We start from the raw sequence: 25,647 nt of genomic DNA, 5'->3' as shown, positions 1-25,647 counted from the left end.
TTCCAAAGGTTGATCGGCGTTGCGAAGCTGTCAAAACTCCTCAAATCAAAAAACCAGGCGACACGATTGGGTCGCCTGGTTTTTTATCATAAAAGATGCAATTTGTCAACAGCAACGAGCTACTATTTTTTCCGTTTAGCCTTATCTAACCGCCTGCGATCGCGCCACTCAACCGCAGTCAAATAAGCGACCCCGCCAGTCACGGTCAGCAGCAGTACAAAAGCCACTAAAACTAGAATATTAGCAATCGAAAATTCCACAACCCCTCTTCCTCTGATTTTACATTTTCTACTTTCGATTTTAGATGAAAAATGTTAACAATTAACAGTTGAATATTGACGGCTAACTGTTAATTGCTCACACTCCATTCAAACTGCTGGCAAATCTTCCAAAATTGTAAACCTCACATGATTGATTGCCAGAGTCCCTACGGAAACATCCTCCTTGTTCAAAGGAAGACCCCCGCTTGTGAGACTTTGAAACCGAATTCCCTTGCCAATTTCTACGTGATACCAAGCCAAACCCATAAAAAATCGCAAAGGATAAGGGCCTCTGTCTTGAATATCATCAGGATTAGATTCCATCGGCACCCAGCCAAAACCCGGAATGTAAAACTCCAGCCAAACGTGATTGAAATCCGGCTCCAGCGGCACGCCTTTTCTGTCAGCAAAAGCCGGACACTTGTAGCGCCCGATCGTGCGGCAAGCAATCCCGTTTAACCTAGCCAAAGCCAACAACACCCCTACGTACTCGCCGCAAGAACCGATGCCGCGGCGCAGTACAATATCGGGAGTGTCAATGTGAGGCCTGATCCCGTAAGAAAGTTGGTCATAAACAAAATTGCGAATGCTCAGTAATTGCCTCAGAATGTTAGTTTCTGTGCCAATTGAGGCCACGGCAGCCGATCGCACAATCTCCGTATCCATAGCCAAATTGTCATTATCCACCAAATACTTAGCTGCAAACTCCGGCGACAGCTTCGGAATCTTTTCGACATCCCTAGGTGACAACTGATACTTAATCGATCGCACTTCCAACAAAGCCTTCCAGCCAAAAATTCGCCGTTCCCCCTTCTGCAGGCGATCGAACTTAAACACCGCCACCCGTTCCCCTTCCAGAATTTCCTCAGTAAAAGGCATTCCGATCGGCGTGATTTTCCTTACTTTTTGTCGATGAGTTTCCGAAGGCAAAGCAATCCGCCACTCCAAATTTGCGATTTCTACCTCATCCAGAGGAGACAGTTCCTCCACATAAGACATTTCCATCAAAAAACCGTTTGACAGAGCGTAGCGATCGGCTTCATTGTAGTGAAAAGACAAAGGCTGAATAAAAGTGCGATCGCGCTTCGTCAACTGAAAAGGATCTTCCGAATTCGGGTCATCCCGGATGTAAAGTTCATCCCCGGCATAAGCCACGTACAGAACCTCCTCCCCCGTTTCGGAATCCTTGTGAAAAGCCAAACCCGAAGGCGACTCAAAGGGAGTCAAAACGCTAAATTTAATCTCCCCAGTTCCCCGTTCCAAACAGTAAACAGTTTGCTCAGTCTTGTCGCAAACCCAAATTTCCTCATCCCGGACTGTGATATTTTCCACCCCTATACCGGGAGCGTAAAACCGAGTAATTTCCCGACCAGTTTTCATGTCAAAAACCAGAATATAGCCCAATCTCTGGCAAGTCACATAAAGCGTAGATTTCCAAACAGCAATCCCGTCAGCAGGATAAGAAAGTGAAACAAAATGTTCCGGTTTGAGTTCAGCGATCGCCCCGTCCCGAACTGCGCCCCGACAGCAACAAATATCCTCATCCCGCGCAAACCAGAGAGTATCTTCCGAAATAGCCAGCCCGGTTGCGCCCGCAAACTTAGCCGTTTGATAAGGATTCAAAACAGTAGTGTTGTCACTTTCTCGATCGATCTCCAATAGCAGCCCTTCGGCGCGATCGACAGCGAACAACCTATTTCCTAAAAAAGCAATGCCGTGCAGTGCCAAGACTCCGATCGGTCTTACCATCCGCAGCCCCGAAGGCTGTTTGTCCGAGAGAACAGGTGAATCGAGATTCATGCTAAATTTCTTGCCGGTATTGTACAGAAAACCTGATTTGTAACTTGTAGCCGATCGCTTGAGGTTCACCAGCAAAATTGCCTAGTTTCCTGATATCCAGGACTGACGCATCAACCGGGTGTTTTTACGAAAAGACGCGTTGTACCCTCTTACTAGAGTTAAAAGAGCCCGAATATTAGTCTTTGTCAAAGTTGGGTTTAACAAGCTCAACCCAACCTGCTGCCGTGAATGGAAGTAAGTATAACTACTAAGCTACCACTGACAAACGCGACAGAGAATTCTATGTTGATCAGAGCGACCCAAATAATCGTATCTGCCTGAAGATATAAATTAAGTACAACAGATTACTATATCCGTCAAAACCTTGGATAGAATAAAACCGTGCGATAAAGTTCCTAGGTTCATCAAAAGGCAGGTTCGTCATGGCTTTGAAGTCTGCTCTAAATATCGGTACTCTTTCCTTAATTCTGTCTTTAGAGGCAGTTGCCGCCGGTAGTTTTTTAATACCAGCAGAGGCTCTCAACAGCCCCGCAAACATTGTCCAGCGCGCCTCACCACCGCAGCTACCCCTCAACTGGCAAACAGTTCAACCCCCTGAACCCAGCGGAAGCAGACCGAACATTCAGCCAACGGGCTCCACGTGGAATAGCTTTCAACCGCCGGAGGACGGAGTACCCGGAAGGCGTGAAGGGGGAGGAACCCGCGGCTTAGAATGCCCCACGGCCACAACTGCCTTAACTGCCTTGATTCCCCAATCAACTATGGGGCAAACCATATCAGCAAAGCCAACATTTTTCTACTACCTTCCCGTAGCCCTCGACAAAACAGTTCAGTTTGAGTTAGCAGACCAAAGAGACAAAACACTATACAAAAAAAGTTTTCGCATGGTAACTAGCCGTGCAGGTATCGTTAGCGTCAGCCTCGGCTCCGACGACAACTCGCCAGCCCTGGAAGTTGGCAAAAACTATCAATGGTACTTTACTATCAAATGCAACCCAAAAAATACAAGAGATGATGTTCTCGTTTCCGGGTGGATCAACCGCACCGCACTCGCCCCAACCGTGAAAACAGAGTTGGATCGATCGTCCGATCTCACCAAGCTCAGCATCTTCGCCCAACAAAGTCTCTGGTACGAGTACCTGGCCACTCTAGCTCAATTGCGTATCGAGTCTCCCAGCGATGCCAGTTTAGCGATCAAGTGGTTAGCAGTGTTGAACTCAGTCGAACTCGGCAAAATAGCCCAAGAACCCTTAGTCGCAAGTGAGTTAACACCTATCACAAGAAAATAATTCAACACCAGTTTCAAAAAAGAATGCAACGGTAGGCAAGCCCCAAACGGTGACGGAGCATCTCACTTTTGTCGCCAAGCTAGAAATTGGAGCCAGCAGCCAGGAGCCAGCAGCCAGGAGGAAAGAGCCAGGAGGAAAGAGCCAGGGGAAAGAGTCAGAAGAAGTGTTTTTACAAATATGAGATGCTCCCAACGGTGATAGCCATCAGTCATTGCCAAATCTCAAATCTCAAACCTAAAATAGTATGACTGGTGCAGCAAGTAGGAAAAATTCGGTTTAGAGCGCGGTATTTGGCAGCGCCACAGATGATTTTTGGCTGTTGCGGGTTGTTTGGTCGATCGTCCTAAATAAATTAAAATTTGTGTACTGATCAGCAGTTCGGACTTCTGGCATCTTGAAAGGCGGACTGTGGAGATTTTGATGGTAAAATTTCGCCTAATACTAAATGATAAACTAGCATAGTCAAGCAGCCGACAAACTTATTTTAGAGAAATTATTAATTATGCGCCCGAATGCAAATATTGCACTATTTCGGTTGGGGATTTCACTTCTAACTGCGCTCCCGATGGCTTGCTTTTACGCCAATAAAGCTATATCCCAAACAAACGATATTTCTCAGTTGCCCGTCGCCGCTGACAACTCAGCAGATACGGGCAATCAAGTATTAGCACTGCAAAAACTGGAAATCAACCAGGATGAAACAGCGACCAACTTAAATCAGCTTCCCGATTCCATCGAGACCAACCCTGAACCAGAAGCACAATCGACCCCCGCCGAGAACAGCCAAGCTGCCTGTTCCACAATCGATGAAACTGCTTGTGGTGCGGGCATCTTGCCCGAACAAACAAATCTGGTTGACAATGATCCCCAATGTCAGAACCAGCTACATTGCAATCATGTTTTAGCCCAGAACCAACCCTCGCCGCCTCCCAACCTCCCACCGCCACCGACTCAGCCAGATCCAAATCGCGATCGATTTCTGCAACCTGCCCCGCAGCCTTCCCCAGAACCTCCCCAAGTACCGCCCACAGTAGCGCCGGAGTCTCCGTCTCCGTCGCCAGTTCCCCCAACGCTGCCGAATACACCAATTGAGGTGCAGAAAATTCAAGTAGTTGGCAGCACAATTTTAAGCCAAGACGAAATTAATGCCTTAGTCAACCCCTTAGAAGGCCGTTCTACCACCCTAGAACAGCTCAAACAAATCGCCGACAAAATTACCGAAATTTACCTCAATCGTGGCTACATCACTTCTAGAGCAGTCTTGCCGCCCCAAACTATCACCGCAGGGGTAGTCCAAATTCAAGTGATTGAAGGCAAGCTAGCCCGAATTGAGGTAGAAGGAACTAAAAGATTGAATCCAAGTTACATCCGCAGCCGGATTCGACTCGGGGCGGGAATGCCTTTAAGCACAGCTTCATTAGAAGACCAACTCCGGCTGCTGCGAGTCGATCCTTTATTTGACAATGTAGAAGCCAGTCTGCGGGCTGGGGATAATGAAGGCGAGAGCATTCTGATCGTCCGAATCTCGGAAGCTAATCCATTTCAGCCTAGTTTAAGCATTGACAATTACTCGCCTCCCAGTGTCGGTTCCGAAAGATTGGGAGTTAGTTTGCGGCACCGCAATATAACAGGAAATGGCGACGAACTGGCAGGGGCTTATTATCGATCGCTCGGCGATTCAGATGTGTTTGATTTCAGCTATCGCGTGCCGCTAAATGCGATGAACGGCACTTTGCAATTGAGGGCAGCGCCAAACCGCAACAGTATTGTACAAGCACCTTTTAACCGTTTTGACATTTCGGGAAAATCGCATTTATTTGAATTAAGTTACCGCCAGCCGTTGCGAAGAACGCCGATCGAAGAATTTGCCTTGTCTGCCGGTGTTACTTATCAGACAGGCAGAACTTTTGTCGCGGGCGAACCGGTTTCTTTTGGCATCCGCCCGGAGTCCAAGGGTGTCAGCACTACGAGCGCAATTAAGCTGGGACAGGACTACATTCGGCGCGACCCGCAGGGTGCTTGGGCCGTGCGATCGCAATTTACGATCGGCACTAGCTTGTTTGATGCTACTGCATACGAAGGTTCTGATCCCGACGGACAATTTTTTAGCTGGCTGGGTCAAGTGCAGCGAGTACAGCGATTGAATGACAAACATTTATTAATTGTGCAGGCAGACTTACAGTTGTCAGCTAATAGTTTGTTGCCTTCCCAGCAATTTGTAATTGGCGGTGGACAATCTTTGCGCGGCTACCGCCAAAATGTCCGTTCTGGCGATAACGGCTTCAGAGTTTCCATCGAAGATCGGATTACTTTGCAGCGCGATGCTTCGGGAAATCCCAAACTTCAATTGGCTCCTTTTTTGGATGCGGGTACGGTGTGGAACGTTGCGAACAATCCTAATAAATTAACAAATCAGACATTTTTAGCAGGTGTGGGTTTGGGGGTAATCTGGGAACCGATACAGCGGGTGAACCTGCGCCTAGATTACGCTTTTCCTTTGGTGAGAATTAGCGATAGGGGCGACAATCTGCAAGATAAGGGAATTTACTTCAACATAATTTATACGCCATAAGGAGAGAGGGGGAAAGAGGGAGAGAGGGAGAGGGGGAGAGTGGGAGATGAAGAAAATATTTCCTTCTTCCCTCTTCGTTCTTCCTTCTTCCATCCGTTACATCCGTTACTTGCATCCGTTGCCGAACTTCCCTCTTCCTTCTTCCTTCAACATCGGATCTTATATCGTTTTCGGTTGCATGGGTATTGTTCAAACAGTCAACAGTCAACAGTCAACAGTCAACAGTCATCTCTCCTGAGTGCAACCGGAATTGATATTAATCGCCGACTTCCCCGACAACCTCCGCAGCAGCCTGAGTTTCGAGCCAGAGTTTGAGCAGCAAGAGCTCCGCCCGATCGCCCAACACAGTCGCAAACACCCCGTCAGCCCCCTCAGACGCGTCAGAAATCCACGTACCGCGCAGAGTCACTTCTACAAAGTCAGCATCAGCAACACAAAGGTTGATCGCATCGTTGTCGTTTCGGCGCGCCTCAGATTCCAACAGAGACAGCGCTGGCAAATTCACGGGCAGCAAAAATGCCGCAGTGCTCGGTTCGACGCTGATGCTTTGACCAACTCGCATAGCCAGCACAACTCGCAGCGCCACTAACTGTTCGGGAGATTGAGCTAAACGCTCTAGGTTAAAGCCCGTTTCAGTGTAAGTCAACTTCAGCATATTGACAGCCCTAAATTTGGAATTGAAAGTTTAAAATTGAAAATCGGGAATGGGGAATTGGGCATCGGGCATGGGGCATGGGGCATGGGGCATGGGGCATTGGGCATTGGATAGGTCGGAATGAAAAGTTTGCTATTCCGAACTAAAATCCTTTTTAATTACAGGACTGAATTAGCTATTAACTATTAGCTATTACCAATTACCTGTTTGGCCCATGCCCCATGCGCCATGCCCTATTCCCCATTCCCTATTCCCCAATTTGGTATTCGTGCCAAAACAGTTCGGCAAAAGCAACAGTGGGGTGTATGGGGGCCTTCGGCTTAGTTCGCAGAGACATTCCAGCTTCTATGGGAGTTCGATCGCCCTTACGAGAGTTGCACCGTTCGCAAGCAGTCACCACGTTGTCCCAAGTATGCGGGCCGCCCTTCGAGCGAGGCATGACGTGATCCAGCGTCAAATGCCGATTGCTACCGCAGTATTGGCAAGAATGAGCGTCGCGGCGCAGAACTTCCCGGCGATTCACCGGGGGCACTTTCCACAGGCGTTCCCTGTTACCAAAAGTCAAGCGGATTTGTTCGGGTACGTGGATGCTGGTGCTGGGCGATCGCACCAGCCAGCCGTTGCCAATGCTAAAATCCAGAGGTTCAGCCTTGCCTGTTACCAACAGTACGATCGCCCGTTTGATGTTGACACGGCTCATTGGTAGGTAATTCTGAGAAAACACCACCACAGATTGCCTCAATACATCAGTTACTACGTTCACGGCTTGCTCCTCCTCGTCAATTTTGGATTTTAGATTTTGGATTTTAGATTTTAGATTTTGAATTTTGAATTTTGGTTGCTTCCTCAGCATTGGCTACATCTGGTTTTTTGCCAGTTCCCCAAGCGGATCGAATTTCTCAAATATCCAATCAAATGCCCCCGCTTCTCTTACTTAGAAGCGGGGGCTAGAAAAACTGCTTTCATGCAAATTTTCATCCTGTCTTGGTACAGTCGTTTAGCTGTACCTCCCGCTTCGCGTATCTCGATATGGCTGTGCCACTTGCAGACCCTCGTGGTCTATCTCGTTGTAATGAATTTCTGCCATTTGTCCTAATCCACTATAACCGTGTTTATTTAGGCCCCGGCCCGCCCACGAGGTCGCTGCGACTGTCGCAAAACCCGTGCTAAAGACGTGCCGTAAGGACTCGGAGCGACCCGTGGGGCGATCGCACTTCAGTTGATAGGTGGAGTAGGTGGGGAGAAATTTCACTGTAGGCAGAAGGTGGTTAAGAGGCTTTCAATCTAGCTGTAAACATACTACACTGATATTACACAGATGTCCACCCGTCACGGAGAAAAAATTATGCATACCCTACCTAGAACCTCAACCACCGAAATGGAAGTCACCAGCATTCGACTCGAAAGAGAGCTCAAAGAGAGACTTAAAGAGCTCGCAGGCAATCAAGGCTATCAAGCTTTGATTCGAGATTTGCTCTGGAATTACGTGCAGCAGAAGTCTGGAGAGTATCGGCAGATGTTTTCTCGATCGGATATTCGAGCCAGCATTAATGCCACAGCACAGCAGGAGGAACGCTGCGCGCTTACAGGAGAGTTGATCCGACCGGGTGGGCCGATGTTATTAGGCCTGACGATTCACGGCGAGATGGTGCCGCTGAGTATGGGGAGTATGGCTGGATAAACCAGTTTACCGAAAATTTGTGAGAGCGATCGGCCTGGGGTGAAGGCCCCAGGCGCTGAAGATCATTCTATTTTAGATTTTAGATTTTAGATTTTAGATTTGGGAATGACTTATGAGATAAAGGTTTGGAGGTTGCCTAGAATTGCATTTTTTTGTGAAAAAATATAAAAATACTTCGGACAGTTGTTGAGTGCCAACCGTAGAATAAGGATTTCAAGGCGATGTGGCAATCGAACTACCAACTGACATCTTGCACCATTTTCAATAAGCTTTTTATGGGCGGGCTCTCCTGCCCAACCCCTACTTTCCACAAGAAATTGCACTTGTTGTGGAACAGGCCGGAAAGCCTGTTCTTGAGAATGATGCAAGATGTGAGCTACCAACGAAAAATCTAAGGTTTCAGATTACGAACTAAAAACAGTCCGGGCTATTGGTATAAAATCCCGCAGTATTTAAACAATATCTATTTAACGAACCACGAAGACGGGTTCGGCGAAGCCGTTGCCGTAGGGTAGAGCACGAAGAAAGATAGAGAAGAAGATGGGTAATGTTAGCGGTTCACAATTCTGGTAACGCAGCTCCGGATGCTCCAAAAGGCGCGGGTTAATGCTAAACTTTCCATCGGGCGTGCCGAACAGACGATCGTACATTTGATGAAAAAAATTAAAGTAATGCTGAAAAACCGCTACTTGACTGCTGTAAGTTCGATCGCCCTTCTCACAATTATTGCCGGATGTGCAGCTACTGAATCACCTCAACTTGCACCTCCCTCTCCTGTAGCTGAATCTTCCCCGCCGCCAGTTAAACCAAGTCAGCCTCAGCCCTTAATAGTCTCTGCTACCAATCCCGAAACCCCCACAAATACCAAAATCCAGCAATATCTCAACGGGTTGACAGCCCAAGGTTTTGCCAAAGAAGACCAAGGCATCTGGATGCAATCAGGCAATACATTGCTAGCCAATCATCAAGGTACAGTTCCTCTGTCAGCCGCTTCTATTACCAAAGTAGCAACATCTCTCGTCGCGCTGCAACAATTCGGGCCGGAACATGAATTTATTACCTTAATTGGTACAACAGGAAAAATAGAAAACGGCGTATTAAAAGGTGATTTAATTGTTCAGGGAAGCGCCGATCCTTTGTTTGTCTGGGAAGAGGCGATCGCCCTTGGTAACGCCTTAAATCAAAAAGGCATCAAGCGAGTCAGTGGCAATTTGATAATTGTCGATAAGTTTTACATGAACTTTGAACTTGATCCCCTCAAATCGGGAGAATTGCTCAAACAAGGATTGAACAGTCAAATCTGGCCCAGCGAAGCCGCCGCCCAGTATCAAACCCTGCCTCCCAATACGCCCAAACCCCAAATAGCAATTGAGGGTACTGTACAAGTTTTGCCAGCATCTCCCAATGACGTGCAGCCTTTAGTCAAACATTATTCTTTGCCCCTTGCTGAACTGATTAAAAAAATGAATCAGTACAGCAACAATCTCATGGCAGATATGCTAGCTGATACTGTCGGCGGCGCCAAAACAGTCGCGCAAAAAGCAGCAGCAGCAACCGGAGTTCCGCCCGCAGAAATTCAACTCGTCAATGGTTCGGGATTGAGCGAAGAAAATCTCATTTCTCCCCGGGCTGCTTGCGCGTTATTTATAGCTTTAGAACGCTATCTTCAACCTTACAGTATGACAGTTGCGGATGTCTTAACTGTAGTTGGGAAAGATAAAGGAATACTATCAGAACGGTCGCTTCCCCAATTAGCAGTGGTCAAATCTGGCACATTGGATAATGTTAGCGCTTTGGGCGGAGCCCTGCCCACTCAAAAACAAGAAACAGTGTGGTTTGTGATTATGAATCGCGGGGCAAATGTCGAGACATTTCGCACTCAGCAAGAGGTTTTGCTGAAAAGCTTTTTGAATGAGTGGGGAAGTGTTCAAGTTTCGCCGCCAGAATTAACGCCAAATCCTGCTAGAATTAGTAAGGTATCTCGCAGCGAAATCATCAATTAATGGGGTTTGGAGTAAGGATTTTATTCCTTGATTTTTAAGTAGCGTAAGGTGCGCCATAAGCACCCAACCCTGTCAAGGTGCCATCGACGTATTTGCGTCATTATAGGTCTTGGCGATCGGCAATAAACAAGATTTATTATTTATCGGCAAATTCCGAGGAATGCCCTATTTATAAAGGTGATGAAACACTCTCAGGATACAAACACCAGATTATTATTCCCATCAAACTGCTCTGTCTCTACAGCTTGCGAAAATAGCCGTTGGAATACTCACAAGCATAGAGTACAGAGACTTTTTCAGGCTTGTCTGCAAAAAACTCATCACAAGCACGTTTTACACCAGGCGATTTGAAAGGCTCAGCAGTATGTGGACGTGAAAACACCTTTTCATCATAATAAATGCCAAATAAGCAAATAGCTCCTGGCGTTAAACGCTCGTAAACATGGGGCAGTACATATTTAGTAGAGCTATATAGATCGCCGTCCACAATTGCAAAGCTGATCTTATCTGGAAGACATGAAGGAACAGTATCCTCAAACCATCCTTTATGAATATGTGGTAGATCCAGTCCAACAGCGGAAAAATTATTTTTGAATTCGTCGAGTCTCGCTGTCATCGAACCTTGATCGTATACTCCATCTTTAATATCGTCTCCTTGTAGTTTTGGAAGCCCTTCAAAGCTGTCAAACACATGAAATTGTTTCTCCGGCGCATACTCATTCAGAACTTTTTTGATCACAATCGAACTTTCGCCAGCATTACAACCCACTTCGACAACATCACCAGATACTTTGTATGCTGCTGTTTGGCTTGCCAAATGAAAAATATTCATTCGAGCTTCTATACTTGCCATACCAGGCGATTTGGGAATAACTTGACCGTTCAAACGCAATTTATTCAATACCCGATTAGCCAAACGATGGCGTTTGCGTGGAGTCCGGTGATCCCAATCAAAATAAGTTGCAATGAAAGTATTGTTCATGTCGTTTGCTAGATAAAATTGTGAATAGTGGTTGAGAGGATGGAGGACTTCACTTAGAATCCTGGCATCAGCAGCATAGTGGTGGCACCGAATTACATAGTTTTGAATAGCGGTGGAATAAACGTTTGGGAAGCTGCTAATAGCAATGACTTTAAATAGAAGAAATGAAAATCCTCTCTTTGCAAAGAAGTTGAGAAACACTCACTTCATTGAGACTAGAGATAGAGTAACAAAAGAAAATGTTGCTACCTGAGATACTTCAAATTAGTTTACTTCTCTAGAATTGCACGCAATTATGAAATCAGGATGAAATCCCGATTGCTGCAAAGCATGAAATCATCTCCTTTTCAGAAGAAAGAGGCAATTACTTCAATTCACATCACAAGTAAAGCCTGATGAGCGGTAGGTTCTCACGTTTTGTCAAGGTAAATTATGAAGACCAGCCCGCTCAGGAGTGCGATCAAGGCACTTGCGTCATCCCAGGGGTAGGCGATCGGCAATAAACCTAGTTTATTGGTAAGCTGTCGCGCATTTAAATTGTATATTCAGGGCGGGCGGGACGCCCAACCCCTACTCCCCAAAAGATTTTGATTTTTTTTTGACAGAAAATTTAAATCCCGCAACAGCTTAATCAGTTGTTAAAAGAATGGGGAGTTCTCCTTTTTTACTCCGCAATTGAATTTAGCCAACTGTGGCTTCCTCGTTTTTTGCAATGGATTAGGGCTAGATTATTCGGGTATATATTTATGGGTAGCAGCTTTGCTTGCGAGGATTTTATCGGCTATATTTTCGGATGTATTGTGGAGTGGGTTTTGGTGGTTTGTCTGAAGCATAAAATCATGAAAAGACATCAAAAATCCTAACAGGTTCGTAGTAAGGCTTTTAGTCTTTTCTGTTGATAACCTCACATATCATCTTGATCTGGGATCGATCGGCTTAGCTACCACAATGCCGATCGCACTTTCGACTCTGCTAATATATCTGTGCAAGTCGTAAGCAACTGTCACCTCCCCAGCCGGGGAAGCGTGAATTAAGCCCAGATTCCCGTCTGCATTCCTGTACACAAAACCCGTATGGGTGACATCCAATCCTTTAACATCCGTGGCTACCGCTACAATATCCCCTGGTTTTAATTGAGAATAAACACTTTTTATCCGATTTGTCGGGATGTAATTAACAGTATTTTTGGCTAATTCTGCTTCTTGGCTGACTATGCACTGATAAGTCGCTTCATCTTTGACCATTTGCGGGTAACTGCTGCGGTGCTGGCTCATAAAATTTAGTGTTTTATTCATGGGAACTCCACCTAATTCAGCGGTGATATTTTCCACACTTTGCCGTTTTTGATTGTCGTTAATCCATTCGGAAAAATAGTGCAATCTGCTGCAATAACCGTTTATTTTACCATTTAAATACCGCTGTTCTTCTATGCGATTGACAAAATTTTGATAGTCGTAATCTTGTACTGCTACGCCCCGCGAAATAGCCAAAACGGTTTCTACAAACAAAACGCAATCAAATTTATTCAAAGTTACGATCAACTTTTCTTCGCCGGATTCGTCCAGCAAACCAGCGGCGTAGGGCAATCCTTGGAAATTATCGGCGATCGCCTGGACGATTTCTCCGATCGGGCGATCGTGCAAATTTTGTTGTTTTGCATACTGTACAACCTTTTCAAAACGTGCTATGTCTTCAGGCTGTGCAACGGTTTCTCTCTCGGTATTGTTTGAGTCTGGTCGTCTCGCCAGTACATCCAGCAATTCGGAATAGGAAATTGCCGCTAAATTGTTGAAGTCCCAAAACATACTCAGAAAACTGGAAACAGTTTGCTTGTTTGTTACTTCCAGATTTTCGCTTTCTCCCGTCAAGGAAAACGCTACATCCGCGCCCTGTCCTGCTGTTTGTCGATCGACAACATATCCCGTAGCAGATTGAGACTGAAATGCCCAAACATCAGGTATCAAAGAATTATTCACGCCGACGATCGCAAATCCCAAAACAGCCAGACTCCAAAAATTTCTCATGTTTTTCAAAGGATTTTGCTTCAACTCAGTGCTATCCTGAAAATTTTACAATTACTAGAAGTCTCAATCAGCCTAGTAGACAGATAAAATTGGCAACAGCGGACTCGATCGACACCCTTGTCATTTAGACGCCGCCCTATTATAAACTGATCGTGCGAGTTTGATACCACAACACTGTAATGCAAGTAGACCGCCGACGCAGCCCAATCGGGCCCCAACGCCCAATCCAGCCCCGACGCCAAAGCAGCGAGCGTCCAGTCAAGTCCCGACGCCAAAGCAGCGAGCGTCCAGTCAAGTCCCGACGCCCAATCCAGACCCGACGCCCAATAGACTTGTTGCAAAAGTCGCTCTCAATTCTTGAAATTATCTGCGTTAATCTGCGTTCATCTGCCTTGTATCTGCGGTTGACCGATCGAGCAAAGATTCATGCAAGAGGTATAATCCAATCCCGACCCCAAAGCAGCCAGCGCCTAGTCGGGCCCCGTCGCCAAAGCAGCGAAGGCCCAGTCCCGTCTCGTCGCCGAGTGAGGACGAAATTTTCTCGGCTCAAATACCGTAACATTTTGTGTTTAATTGTCGGGGCGATCGCGTTTTTTTGGCTCGTCACAATGCCCTTCAGAATTCGCCGTCCCCCAGAACCGCCAGTTATCTTGGCTCAACAGGCCGTCTCGCCTCAAGAAACACTCTCGCCTCCGACAATTGAACCATCGGAAAATTTAGCCGCTCCTCAAAGCGAGCCTACCTTTAGCTACAACATCAAAACACCTCCCAATCCCGTTTACTCTCAAGAATTGCAAGGGATTGTTGATGAATCTGTGAAAATTGCAAGCAGCAAAGGATTGCCTGCAGAACGGCTATCAATTACCTTATTTGATGTCAGCAATTCCAAAACTCACACCTTTGCCGGATATCAAAATCAAAGTCTCAGATTTCCCGCTAGCGTTGCCAAGTTATTTTGGATGGCAGCCTTTTACTCAGCCATAGAAAAAGGCATAATTACGCAAAAAGAATCAGCCTTCAAAAACGATCTAGAACAAATGATTGGCATCTCCAACAACGATGCTGCCAGCAGGCTTTTAGACAAAATCACAGATACAAAATCCGGGGGCAGGCTCGCCGGAGAAGAGTTGCAAACATGGCTGAAAAAGCGCAATCAAATTAACTCCTTTTTCCAGTCAGCAGGCTACAATGATCTTCGTATAACCACCAAAAATTATCCCATATACTATTTGAGGCAAGAAGGTCCAATCGGTCGCGACTTGCAATTGCGGGGCGATGCTTCCCAGCCGATTCGCAATCAAGTAACTACCGACCAAGCCGCCAGATTAATATATGAAATCTATACTAGGCAAGCGGTTTCTAGCGTCGCGAGCCGCAAAATGGCTTACTTGCTGACTAGAGACTTAGACCCCAAGGCCTGGAAAAATGACCCTAGCAATTCGATACAAGGATTTCTCGGCGAATCTTTACCAACTAATATTTATTTTGGTTCCAAAGTAGGCTATACTTCCAAATCACGCAGCGAAGCGGCTTTTGTTAGAACTTTAGACGATCGCGCGATTTATATCTTAGTTGTTTTTGCAGACGATCCGGCCTACGCCAAGGACGAAACAGCATTTCCGGCCATTTCCCGATACGTTTTCGACCGGCTAAACGCTCGTGGCCCCATCACTTTGCAGTAATATGGAGTAGGGCGGGTTGACTGTTGACTGTTGACTGTTGACTGTTAGTCGAAAAGTTGACTATTGACTGTTGACTGTTTACTGTCACTCGAAAAACTGAAGGATGGTTGATATCAAATCCGGTTGCATCGGAATTATTCATCTCTCTGTTCTCTTTCTCTGTTTTTTCGGCGTCAAGAGTGGTTTAATTATTCCAATGCAACCGGATTTGATCTGAGTGTTGAATGTTGACTCGATTTTACAATTCCGGCGCACTCAGAAGTGATATTACGCACAAACAACGGTTTCTGCCAAAAATGGGTACTGACGACCACAAAAACCAATTTCTTGACCACAAATCTAGGATTTTAGGTCAAACCCGCAGCCAGAAACCCGGTTTGTTATATCCTATGAGCAAGCCGTGACGCTCATACACCAACCGCAAGCGGTATGTTGTAGGCATCTGAGTCCGGTCAAGGATATCAAGATCTTCCCTCAAGGTACTCCAATCGTTTCCCTCTACGGCGTTTTATAGTGAGGAACACGTCCCGCCCCACTTGTCACATCAAAGCTGTTTTATTGTTATCTAGATTGTTATTCTGCGATCGAAGATACGAGTATTCTACCACAATTATAAAAAAAAGTTCGGCAAGCGGAAAACTCATCGGCTTTAGCCATGAGATGTAAGCGGCACGGGCGGTTTTAACCGCCGTGAATCTTTCTTAATTCTTAATATTTAAAAGGCGACTGCTATATTAAGATATGAACAAGGAGATGAGTGAGATTGCTAACAAACTATATTTACAAATTGCGCCCCAATCAAACGCAAGTCTTAAAAATGTCGGCTTGGGTAAATATGCTTAGAAGTCATTACAACTGGTGTCTAAATGACAGAATTACCCAATACAGCCAACAGTTTGTCCAAGGCGACTACTGCGATATTAGAACTTATGGCGAAGTTTCACCGTTAACCTGTTTCGTTAGCAAAAGTGGCGCCACCGGAAATCCCTGGAAAGACTATAAGTTTGATCAAGAAGGTCAGGCTAGAAATCCCCGTAGAAGTGCGGCGGACATTCAAATTACAGCATTGCCAGAATTGAAAATTGCTAGACCAAGGTCATGCTCAAATAGATTCAAAAGTTCTACAACAGAATGTTAAACGATTAGACACTGCTTACAAGAATTTCTTTGAAGGCAGAGGATTTCCCAGGTTCAAAAACCGTAGCAACTTTACGTCTTTTACTTATGTGATGGGCGTCAAACTAAAGGGCAATAAAATCTATCTCCCTCAACTGGGCCAGATGCGATTTCATAACTCTCGCTCAATCCCAGATGGGTTTACCATCAAGGCTTGCACGGTTAGAAAACGTCAAAATGGTTGGTATATTTCCCTCAGAATAGAGGATAAATCTGTACCTGAATACAGCGCTAAACTTCTTGGTAATAATCCCAAAGTAATAGGGTGCGATTTAGGAATAACTAAGTTGGTTCACCTTTCTGATGGACATCAAATCGAGAATCCCAAGTTTGCAACCAACAAAAAAGCTAAGCGGACTCTAAAAAATAGACAAAGGCGAGTTAGCCGTAAGGTCAAAGGTAGCAAAAACCGCAAAAAAGCGGCTATCAGAGTTGGGCAATTTCATCAAAAGATTGGTAATAAACGTCAAGCTTACCAATGGAAAGTTGCTAACAAGATTGTGTCTCGCAACGTCGATGTGATTGCCCTAGAAGATTTAAACATCTCTGGGATGATGCGCCGATGCAAGGTGACAACTGACGAAAAAGCTGGGAGGTTTCTTAAGAAGGGACAATCCAGAAAAAAAGGTTTGAATCGTTCTATCTCTGATGCAGGTTGGGGTGAATTGATTTTGAAGATTGAGTATCTTGCTGTGAAGCAAGGAAAAATCACAATTAAAATCAATCCTAAACACTCTAGCCAAGAATGCAGGAATTGCGGTCATATTGACAAGTCGAATAGAGATGGTGAAAAGTTCATCTGTGTCGAATGTGGCTATCACGAACACGCTGATATTGGCGCTGCAAAAACCATCAGAGATAGAGCTTTAAAAATAGTACGTGGGGACTCTGCGAAACGGGAGTGCTAGTCATCTAAACGCCCAAAAGACATCACCGTGCTCAAAGAGCAAACGCGGTGAGTTTGGGAACCTGAGTAATCAGGATATTAAGGTTGCGAAATCTTAAGAATCTCAGTCGCTTTAGCGCTGAGAGTGTCAATACAATGAGTGCTCGTCTCGTCGCCATCCAAAGAATGCTGGTTGGCTGGGCCCAACATCGCGGCAGGATCGCTCCTCACAGGAGCGCGGCTCTCATCCCACCCCAAATCAAAGATTATGGGCTCGGGATTCCCGCCTGTCTAGCTAACTCTAAACGATGAGTTAAACAATTGATTTACCGGACACAATTTAACTGGGGCGAAAGGATTCGAACCTCTGAATGGCTGGACCAAAACCAGCTGCCTTACCACTTGGCGACGCCCCAACGTCTCAACATTTACTATACTAACACCCAGACACGGGAATCTGTCAAGCACTTTGACAATAAAATTTAAAAAATCTTTTTGAAACCGATCGCCCGCAGGTTTATTCTTTGATCGCACGGGGGCGAGCTACCGGGATTTCAATACTGAAATCCGCTCCCTGTCCAGGTTGCGAGATACAGTTCAAGCTTCCTCCGTGTTTTTCCACCACAATCTGGTAGCTGATAGACAAGCCGAGTCCCGTACCCTTGCCCACAGGTTTAGTGGTAAAGAAAGGGTCAAACAAGTGGCATTTAGCTTTTTCGGCCAATCCGGGCCCGCTGTCTTGAATCCGAATCACCACAACTTGAGGACTCGACTTTCCTGAATCATCAGCCTCCGAGTTTGGGGCCACCACCGCCGTCGAGATTTTGATCGTCTTGGGTGGGGGCTGATTTTCCAAAGAGTCGATCGCATTCGCCAAAATATTCATAAATACTTGGTTGAGCTGCCCGGGATAGCACTCTACCTTCGGGAAGTTGCCGTAGTCTTTAATTACCTCAATTCCCGGTATTAGCCCATTTGACTTCAAGCGGCTCTGCAAAATCAGCAGCGTGCTGTCAATCCCTTCGTGAATGTCCACCAGCTTCATCTCTGCTTCGTCGTGCCGCGCAAAGTTCCGCAGAGACAGGACTATTTGGCGGATGCGTTCGGTTCCCATCTCTATTGAAGACAGAATTTTCAGCAAATCGGGCGCTATGAAATCAACATCGATTTCTTCGCTTTTGTCGAGAATTTCGGGGCAAGGCTCGGGGTAGTGCTTTTGATACAAGTGCAGCAAATCCAGCAGATTTTTCATGTACTGCTTGCAATAAGTCAAGTTGCCGTAAATAAAATTAACCGGATTGTTAATTTCATGGGCGACGCCGGCGACCATTTGACCGAGAGAGGACATTTTTTCGTTTTGGATGAGCTGAGCTTCTTTCTGCTGCAACTGCTGCAAAGTTTCCGTCAGTTGGCGGGCTTGAGTTTGGGCGGCTAAGGCTGCCGCGCGGGTTTGGGCGTAGAGTTCGGCTTGGTCGATCGCGATCGCCAGTTGATCAACCACCGCTTGCAGCAATTCCACTTCGCTCGTCGTCCAGGAATGGTGGCTGCTGTAATGGTTGCAAACTACAGCACCCATTTGACCGGAGCGAGTCTTGAGTGGCAGCAGCAGCTTAGAAAAAATCCCGAGACTGGTCAAAAAATCTCGCGTGGGCGGTTCTATGCACAGTGCTGTTGCCGCGTCCCCGATCCGGAGCGTTTGGCGGTGGCAAATTTTCTCGGCCAGCAGGGTTACTTGTTCGATCGGATATTCTGTAAGCCGCTCTTTCAGTTCGGGATTTGCCGCCTCGTGGGTGATTGCAAAGCTTGGCTGCCCGTCTCGCGAGATAGAGTACCACAAAAAGTAGCACTGGTCAACCTGCAACAAGCTGCGAATTTCGTTGACAGCCGTATCTAAAATTTTGTCGAGGTCGAGGGAATTCCGCATCTGGCTGGCGAGACCGAACAGCAGGCCTTCCCGGCGGCTCAACAATTCTTCTCGGGCCGTGATGCGATCGATCGCCACGGCGATGGCGTTAGCCATGCAGCCCAGAACTTCTAGCGCTCCCTCGCTTACCAAAGCGCTACTGCACAGAGCCAGCACTCCCACCAGCCGCTCCTCCACTATCAGCGGATAGGCAATGGCGCAGAGAGACGGGTTCGACAGTAGGCATACAGGAGCCGTTTGGAGTTTTCCCGCTTCTGCTCGCACCCAATCTTCTATTTCCCGTTCCCACCCTTCGATGGTGAGTCCTGAATCTGCCTGCAATTCTAACTGCTCTGTCTGCGGGTTGAACGTCCAGATACTCGCCTCTTTGGCGTCGAGGTAATCTACCATTGCCTCGGTGCAGCGGTTGAGGATGGGCGATATTTTCCCACCTTGTCCGAGGGCTGCACCGACTTTAGCTTGCAGAGATCCCAAGCGAGCTCGCTCTTGTAGGGACGCTGCCGTTAGTTGGCGATCGGAGGTGTCCCCAGGGCCGGCAACAATTTCTCCGATTGGTTGGGTATCGTCCGTGCGCCCGATGCCCGCTGAATTTTCCCACAAATATTGAGATTTGCCTGTTTCCCCCAGCGTTGGGAGCTTTTTTGTTGCGTATATTCTCCTGCTGCTCTGTGGCGTATGCACCGCACACAAGCTGGATGGGTTCGAGCCAGGAACTAACTCGGAGATTTGCTGGCTGTTCGAGCTGATATCTTCTGCCTCTGGCAACTGTTTCTGGGCATTGACTAATTGCCAGCGCAGCTCCACCAAACTCGCAACTTGCCGGCTCAAAGCTTGCAGACCTTGTATCGTTTCTTTTGTCAAGTCTCGCGGCACCGAGTCCATGACGGATAGCACTCCCAGCACCTGCCCATCAGAGCTGACTACTGGGATTCCGGCGTAAAATTTCACGAAGGGGTAGAAAACGATCAGCGGGTGTTCGCCAAATCTCACATCTGTGGAAGCGTCATGGACAATGGCGGCAGGCAGTTCTTTAAAGGAATTTATAGGGAGTTCGATCGCAAATTCGGGAGCAACTGGCGGTTGTTGCAGGGAAATTGCCCGGTCAAATTCCGAGTTTGAGTTTGAGCTCTTGGTGAACTCTTCGGGAGTTTGATCCAGGGCGCGATCGCAAAAATTCAGGTAACGGTGGGCCAAAGTTCGATCGATACCTAACTGCGACTTCAACCAGTGGCGATTACCGTCAATCAAGCTCAAGAAAGCAATAGGAGTTCGGCTGATTTGAGCTGCCAAACCGACCAAATTGTCCAAGCAAGCATCTGGAGCAGAGCCGAGAAGCTGATACAAGTCAATGTTATGGAGATTGAACACTTTTTTACCAAGAGGCAAGGGTGCTTTCATCATGTGTAACTGCCCGTCTAGTTGCTGGCAACCGCCCTTCTCAATACTTTAGAGAAAAACAAGCTATGAATTGTGTGATGGGAGACCGTGGGCGCAACTTCGGCGCAGGCTGCTTGCGCCGAATTCAAACTAACCTCTTGACTGATCTGGAAACTTTTGAGTTATCGGAGTTAGAACAGCCCAGATCTAAGACTATACAAATTATACTTCCAGTTGACTATGCTTTTGAATACCTCCGGCTCTCTAAATCTCAGAGCCTCTGTTGGGAGGAAGCAGCTTTCCAAAATATATGACGATTGCTTACCTAGAATTTTTTTATCAGTTTAATTGTATTTTAACAGACTTATCTAATCGTGGGTAGCTGGCTTGCTGGTAGATTTAAATCAGGGGTTTGTGCCACAATACCAGTGTCCCTTACCGAGCTGTGCCTTAGCCGGGAGTTCAACTACAGTTAGGAGATGAATTACAAAAGATTGGTAAGATGTTAAACTTTGTAACAATAGTTGTTCAAACTCGACCTTTTAGGGTTTCTGGGCCCGGATGCACATTTTGCAACTGTTGTAATTGCCGATCGACCACTCTCCCAATCCCTTTTTTCGAGTTTGAGGTGAAAAAAGAGGGGTAATGTTTCAACTAACGCTCCAACGGGGTTGACAATTATTGTGTAGAGGCAACTCTCAAAAAATAACTGCAGGAAGTATGTTTTGTATTTTCAAGAACTATAAATAAACAGGGAGAAGAATATGTCTGCAAGTAGCAGTCAAGTACCAACTATTTTGGCAGTTGATGATAGCGTCGTGATGCAAGGACTTGTTAAACAAGCCTTAAGCAAAGAGTTTCGAGTTCTCGTAACCGACAATGCAGTGGATGCTTTGTCAACGATTTATCACGAACAAATTTCTGTTTTGTTGCTGGATGTTTCGATGCCTGGTATTGACGGATTGGAACTCTGCCGCACGGTGCGGAGCTTGCCTCAGTTTCAGAATTTGCCGATCGTAATGCTGACAGCGCGAGATGGAGCCTTTGATAAGGTACAGGGGCGTTTGGCGGGAGCAACAGAGTATTTAACTAAGCCGTTTGATGCTGATAAGTTGCGCGAGGTAATTGGTAAGTTTATCAAAATCAAATAATTGGACTTAGAAAAAAAAATAGTTTTGAGTAATTAATGAAGTAATTTAAGTAATTAATGAACTAAAAAGTTGCGATCGCCCTCTCTGATCCTCGACTTCTTTAACAAGTCGGGGGGCGGGGCATTCTGCACAATTTGCGAGGTAAGTCCTAAATTTTTAATTTTGCCAGGAGTAAAGGAGCGATCGCACTGACAGGTAGAACATATTGGGCGGCACCGAGGGCGATCGCCTCCTTGGGCATTCCGAAGACAATGCAGCTAGCTTCGTCTTGAGCGATTGTCAACCCGCCTTGTCTGGCGATCGCCAACATTCCGTCAGCACCATCTCTACCCATTCCTGTCAGCAAAACCCCCGCTGCTGCCCGACTATAAAAATTAGCTACCGACTTAAATGTCACCGTTACAGAAGGGCAGTGTCCTGCGGCATGAGCAGCTTCTGAATAAACAAATCGCCCTTGAGAGTCCAATTCTAAATGACGTTTTTCGGGCGGGAAATAAACAGTTCCTGCTTGTGGCAATTCCCCAAAAGAAGCTATCTTAACAGGCAGTTTCGATTCACAACCCAGCCAATCAACTAATCCTTGCAAAAAACCTTCACTGATGTGCTGGACACAAATTATAGGCACTGGAAAACTAGCCGGAAGTTTAGAAATAATTGCGTACAGTGCTTGCGGCCCCCCTGTAGAAGCCCCTATAGCCAATACTTTAATAGTGGGAGATTTAACATTTTCGTTGGAAAATTTGTAATTAGGAACTGGTGCTTGGTTAATTTTTACAACTTGATTATTATCTTGTGTTGGCATAGTTTTTTGATGCCGTGTAAATACTTTAACTCCTGAGAGTATTTTAACCTTAGCTATTAATTGACTGGCTAGGCGCTCGTAATCTGATACCAACCCGCCCATCGGTTTAGGAAAAACATCCAATGCACCAGCCTTTAACACTTGAAATACATTCTGAGTATCATTCGCTTGCACTGAAGCACTAATTACTAAAATTGGTAGCGGATATTTCTTCATTACTTCTTCGGTAAATTCTAACCCGTTCATTGGTGCCATATTCAAATCCGTACAGATTACTTGGGGCTGAAGTTTGGGGATTAATTCTAGTCCTTCTAATCCGTTGCAAGCTGTTCCTACAACTTGGATGTCTGGCGAGGACTCAAAAATTCGTTTGAGGACGAGCGTAACTACTGGAGAATCTTCAACTAACAATAGTTTAATGGGCGATAACATCAGTTTGCTGGGGAATGGGGAATGGGAAATGGGGAATGGGGAATAGGGCACTTGTGCTGCCCTTCGACTTACTTCCATTCGGCGAAGCTGAGCGGGCAAACCGCCCAGGGCGAGTGGCTACACTCAGCACGAGTCGCTCAGTAACCGCGTAGTCAAAGTATTGGGCATTGATCAGCATCTATGCACTGGTAATTGTGCACTGGGCACTGGATATTCGGCCTTGCTAATTGGTAGTAAATAACAAATGCCTAATAACCAAGGAGTAATGACTAATGACTAAACTAACCTTTTTAGTGTCTCTACCAACACATCTTGATTGAAAGTACCTTTAGGAATATAAGCATTTGCCCCCGCATCAGCCCCTCTTTTTCTATCTTCATCCGATGCCAAAGATGTCACTAAAATTATCGGCAACTCACTGTATTCTTTTTGCTCCCGAATCTTAACAGTCAGAGCCAAACCATCTAAATTTGGCATTTGTACGTCAGAAATCACAGCATCAAAATCGCGAGTTTTCAATTTATGGAAAGCATCCAATCCGTCTACCGCAGTCACAACTTCGTAACCCGCACCTTCCAGGATGCGCTTTTCTTGAGTGCGCGTGGCTATCGAGTCTTCTGCTAATAGTATAACTTGTTTTCTGCTGGCAGTCTCAAGTTGCGATCGCGCACCAGAAACCCCACGGGACGAAACTTGCTGGCGTACAGATTTTATCAAATCGTGGGGATTGAGTACCATACAAACTTCCCCAGTACCCAGAATTGTGGCGCCCGAAATATTTCGCACCCGTTTCAGCAATTGACTTTGAGGTTTCATCACCACATCCTGTTCGTCTATCAAAGCATCTACAAATAATCCAAATCTTTCCTCCCCAACTTTCAAAACAATACAAGGCATTTTTGAAGAAGTTGAATTTAGGAAGTAATTTTGATTTTTTCTCAGAGTTTCGCTCCCAGTTTCCTGTCTCAAATACCGATTTTTTTGCCACCCTTGTCTATTGTTTAATTCTAGTAAATCTGTCAGATGAGCAACTGACAGAGGGTGACCCTTTGAAAGTATAGTTTCCTTACCTTCTATAGCAAATATCTCAGACTGAGACACCTGTTGAGCCGTGTCTACAAACTCTACTGGCAGAGCATAAGGAATGTCTTCAACTATGACAATTAATACATTTGCTGTAGCTAAAGACGTGCTGATTTGCAGCCTCAAAGTGCATCCTTTACCCGGTAAAGACTCTACTTGGATACTACCTTTTAGGGCTTCAACATTAGTGCGAACTACATCTAAACCCACCCCGCGCCCCGATATTTCGGTAACAAATTTTTTGGTCGAAAACCCCGGAGTAAAAATCAAAGATTGTACTTGAGTATCGGTCATTTCTGCCAGTTCTTCAAGCGTACAAATATTACGTTTTACAGCCATTTGTTTAATGCTCTCTAGATTTAGTCCCCGGCCATCATCAGCAACTTCAATAATAATATTGCTAGCAATATTATAGCCTTTAATTCGGAGAGTAGCCACGGGAGGTTTGCCGAGCTTTTTCCGCTCTGCAACAGTTTCAATACCGTGGTCGATCGCATTTCTAATCATGTGCATTAAAGGGTCTTTCATTTCCTCTAAAATGCGTTTATCTGCTGTAGTTTCGCCTCCTTCAATCACTAATGCAACTTCTTTACCTTCCCGTTTCGCTAAGTCTCGAACAGTGCGAGGAAATAAATTAAAAATAGTAGACAAAGGCAGCAGTCTCAGAGTGCGAATTCCTGATTCTAATGCCTCAGCGATTAATTCGAGTCTGGCAGTATCTTCATAAACTCGATTTCTCAATCGGTTGACTAAAGTTCCGAGACGTTCTAAACGTTCTTCTGTACGTTGATAGTAATCCTGCAATTGGCTAAATTTACCGTTAGGTTTAATACCATTTTCATCTATTTGCATCCGATCAAAACTCAAGCTCGTTACAAAATATTCTCGGCTCCACTCTTCCCACAAAGTTGTAATTTGTTCGATCTCTGCAACTCGGTGTCCTAGCCGAGTTTTTGTGACAGTAAGTTCCCCTGCTTGAGTCATTAAATCGTCTAAATTTTGAGTAGCAACGCGAATGGTTTCAATGCGGTAAGATGAGGTTGAGGATGCAGTAACTGCCGACTGCGAAGCCGACTCACTTGCCGGCCCAGAAGGTACCTGCAAGTTTTGATCTTGCCGTAGAAATTCTGGCTTTGATTGTAGGGGTAAAAAAGAGGAATTTTTCTCTAAGTTAAGGACTTCAGAAGTTTCAACATTTGTTTCTAGTTCTTGAATAAGAGGCTCAGTAAATTGCGGTTCTATCAACGGTTGTTCTGGTACTTGTGAAGATGAGGGATCTACTATTGAGGCTGCAGCCTGTGGCTGTGGCTGACTAGAAGAACCCATCATGCTAGCGAGGATGTAAAAAGTATTAACGCCGGAATCTTCGCCGGTAACGGCTTCGTTAACGAGTTTCCGCATGGCCTCTAAACCTTGCGAAAGTCGATCGCTAATATCCAAATTCAGTTGAGTTTCTCCCCGCTTGACACCCTCCAAAATATGCTCCATTTGATGAGCTAAAGATGCTACATTCTTTACGCCCAGCATCCCAGCATCACCTTTAAGAGAATGGGTTTCCCGCAACAATTGTTCTAGCTTAGCTAAGTCGCTGGGATGTTGTTCTAAGTACAGCAATCCATCGTCTAGTTTCTGTAAGTGTTCTTGACTAGCGACTTTAAATACATCTCGAAGTTCTTGATCTTCAATCATCATATATGTTTTTGAGTAATAGGTAATTGAGCATGGCTCATGGGTAATTGGTAATGATAATTATGTGGAATAGTCAGTCGATTGCTAATGACTAATGACTAATAGACCTCTTGCGAAAGTCTCAGGCGAGGGCTAATTTGTCTTCAAAGAAAGTTCATAATTATAAATACCAGCGATCA

At 45.8% G+C, this 25,647-nt stretch carries 18 protein-coding genes and 1 tRNA gene; 9 read left to right on the top strand and 10 right to left on the bottom strand.

Going from position 1 to position 25,647, the window contains the following annotated elements; translation table 11 throughout:
• Positions 1–122: 122 nt before the first annotated feature.
• Both QUA58_RS00085 and QUA58_RS00080 read right to left on the bottom strand, forming a co-directional pair.
• Positions 123–260: a hypothetical protein gene (locus tag QUA58_RS00085; RefSeq protein ID WP_333253304.1), complete on the bottom strand. Its 138-nt coding sequence runs from the start codon at positions 258–260 to the stop codon at positions 123–125.
• A gap of 108 nt (positions 261–368) precedes the next feature.
• On the bottom strand, positions 369–2,060 hold the full coding sequence (locus QUA58_RS00080) for a transglutaminase domain-containing protein (RefSeq protein ID WP_333392580.1): 1,692 nt from the start codon (positions 2,058–2,060) through the stop codon (positions 369–371).
• Positions 2,061–2,482: 422 nt separating this feature from the next.
• On the opposite strand from QUA58_RS00080, the gene QUA58_RS00075 reads away from it, so the two are divergent.
• Together QUA58_RS00075 and QUA58_RS00070 are read left to right on the top strand one after the other, a co-directional pair.
• Entirely contained in the window at positions 2,483–3,349 is an 867-nt protein-coding gene (locus QUA58_RS00075; protein WP_333392579.1) for a DUF928 domain-containing protein, read from the top strand.
• Positions 3,350–3,851: 502 nt separating this feature from the next.
• Positions 3,852–5,921: a ShlB/FhaC/HecB family hemolysin secretion/activation protein gene (locus tag QUA58_RS00070; RefSeq protein ID WP_333392578.1), complete on the top strand. Its 2,070-nt coding sequence runs from the start codon at positions 3,852–3,854 to the stop codon at positions 5,919–5,921.
• A gap of 256 nt (positions 5,922–6,177) precedes the next feature.
• Here the strand turns inward: QUA58_RS00070 and QUA58_RS00065 are convergent, their stop codons facing one another.
• Positions 6,178–6,576: an alr0857 family protein gene (locus QUA58_RS00065; protein ID WP_333253310.1), complete on the bottom strand. Its 399-nt coding sequence runs from the start codon at positions 6,574–6,576 to the stop codon at positions 6,178–6,180.
• A 247-nt stretch (positions 6,577–6,823) separates the two neighbouring features.
• Positions 6,824–7,339, bottom strand: coding sequence for an HNH endonuclease (locus tag QUA58_RS00060; RefSeq protein WP_333121920.1), 516 nt, complete (start codon positions 7,337–7,339; stop codon positions 6,824–6,826).
• Positions 7,340–7,921: 582 nt separating this feature from the next.
• Here QUA58_RS00060 and QUA58_RS00055 point away from each other — a divergent pair.
• Together QUA58_RS00055 and QUA58_RS00050 are read left to right on the top strand one after the other, a co-directional pair.
• Positions 7,922–8,257 carry a ribbon-helix-helix domain-containing protein gene (locus QUA58_RS00055; RefSeq protein ID WP_333253312.1) on the top strand — a complete coding sequence of 112 codons (336 nt, stop codon included), beginning with the start codon at positions 7,922–7,924 and terminating at the stop codon, positions 8,255–8,257.
• A gap of 584 nt (positions 8,258–8,841) precedes the next feature.
• Complete coding sequence (locus tag QUA58_RS00050) at positions 8,842–10,260, top strand: D-alanyl-D-alanine carboxypeptidase (protein WP_333253314.1); 1,419 nt, start codon at positions 8,842–8,844, stop codon at positions 10,258–10,260.
• A gap of 238 nt (positions 10,261–10,498) precedes the next feature.
• Here QUA58_RS00050 and QUA58_RS00045 read toward each other — a convergent pair whose 3' ends face one another.
• Positions 10,499–11,242 (bottom strand): TylF/MycF/NovP-related O-methyltransferase, encoded by a 744-nt coding sequence (locus QUA58_RS00045; RefSeq protein ID WP_333253316.1) that lies wholly within the window; start codon positions 11,240–11,242, stop codon positions 10,499–10,501.
• 635 nt (positions 11,243–11,877) lie between these two features.
• Here QUA58_RS00045 and QUA58_RS31440 point away from each other — a divergent pair.
• Positions 11,878–12,105, top strand: coding sequence for a DUF2809 domain-containing protein (locus tag QUA58_RS31440; protein WP_445243684.1), 228 nt, complete (start codon positions 11,878–11,880; stop codon positions 12,103–12,105).
• Positions 12,106–12,153: 48 nt separating this feature from the next.
• Here QUA58_RS31440 and QUA58_RS00040 read toward each other — a convergent pair whose 3' ends face one another.
• A complete protein-coding gene (locus QUA58_RS00040) occupies positions 12,154–13,266 on the bottom strand; it encodes an N-acetylmuramoyl-L-alanine amidase-like domain-containing protein (RefSeq protein WP_333253318.1) in 1,113 nt (370 codons plus the stop codon).
• 179 nt (positions 13,267–13,445) lie between these two features.
• Between QUA58_RS00040 and QUA58_RS00035 the strand changes: the two genes are divergently transcribed.
• From QUA58_RS00035 to QUA58_RS00030, 3 genes are all read left to right on the top strand, one after another.
• Positions 13,446–14,948, top strand: a complete 1,503-nt coding sequence (locus QUA58_RS00035) for a serine hydrolase (protein ID WP_445301855.1) — start codon at positions 13,446–13,448, stop codon at positions 14,946–14,948.
• An 817-nt stretch (positions 14,949–15,765) separates the two neighbouring features.
• The gene (locus QUA58_RS31435; RefSeq protein WP_333309862.1) at positions 15,766–16,086 is read left to right on the top strand and encodes a hypothetical protein; all 321 of its coding nucleotides are present in this window, start codon (positions 15,766–15,768) and stop codon (positions 16,084–16,086) included.
• Positions 16,031–17,032 (top strand): transposase, encoded by a 1,002-nt coding sequence (locus tag QUA58_RS00030; protein ID WP_333392577.1) that lies wholly within the window; start codon positions 16,031–16,033, stop codon positions 17,030–17,032. Before QUA58_RS31435 ends, QUA58_RS00030 begins: the two co-directional genes overlap by 56 nt.
• Before the next feature lie 322 nt (positions 17,033–17,354).
• Here the strand turns inward: QUA58_RS00030 and QUA58_RS00025 are convergent.
• Positions 17,355–17,426, bottom strand: a tRNA-Gln gene (locus QUA58_RS00025).
• A gap of 101 nt (positions 17,427–17,527) precedes the next feature.
• A complete protein-coding gene (locus QUA58_RS00020; protein WP_333392576.1) occupies positions 17,528–20,335 on the bottom strand; it encodes a GAF domain-containing protein in 2,808 nt (935 codons plus the stop codon).
• A 740-nt stretch (positions 20,336–21,075) separates the two neighbouring features.
• Between QUA58_RS00020 and QUA58_RS00015 the strand changes: the two genes are divergently transcribed.
• On the top strand, positions 21,076–21,462 hold the full coding sequence (locus QUA58_RS00015) for a response regulator (RefSeq protein WP_015175702.1): 387 nt from the start codon (positions 21,076–21,078) through the stop codon (positions 21,460–21,462).
• 148 nt (positions 21,463–21,610) lie between these two features.
• Here QUA58_RS00015 and cheB read toward each other — a convergent pair whose 3' ends face one another.
• Together cheB and QUA58_RS00005 are read right to left on the bottom strand one after the other, a co-directional pair.
• A complete protein-coding gene (gene cheB / locus QUA58_RS00010) occupies positions 21,611–22,696 on the bottom strand; it encodes a chemotaxis-specific protein-glutamate methyltransferase CheB (protein ID WP_333392575.1) in 1,086 nt (361 codons plus the stop codon).
• A 276-nt stretch (positions 22,697–22,972) separates the two neighbouring features.
• Positions 22,973–25,468, bottom strand: coding sequence for a hybrid sensor histidine kinase/response regulator (locus QUA58_RS00005; RefSeq protein ID WP_333392661.1), 2,496 nt, complete (start codon positions 25,466–25,468; stop codon positions 22,973–22,975).
• Between the last annotated feature and the right edge of the window lie 179 nt (positions 25,469–25,647).

This window comes from Microcoleus sp. N9_A1, from assembly GCF_036701795.1.
Classification (GTDB): Bacteria; Cyanobacteriota; Cyanobacteriia; order Cyanobacteriales; family Microcoleaceae; genus Microcoleus.
This window is presented reverse-complemented; position numbering and strand designations above follow the sequence as displayed.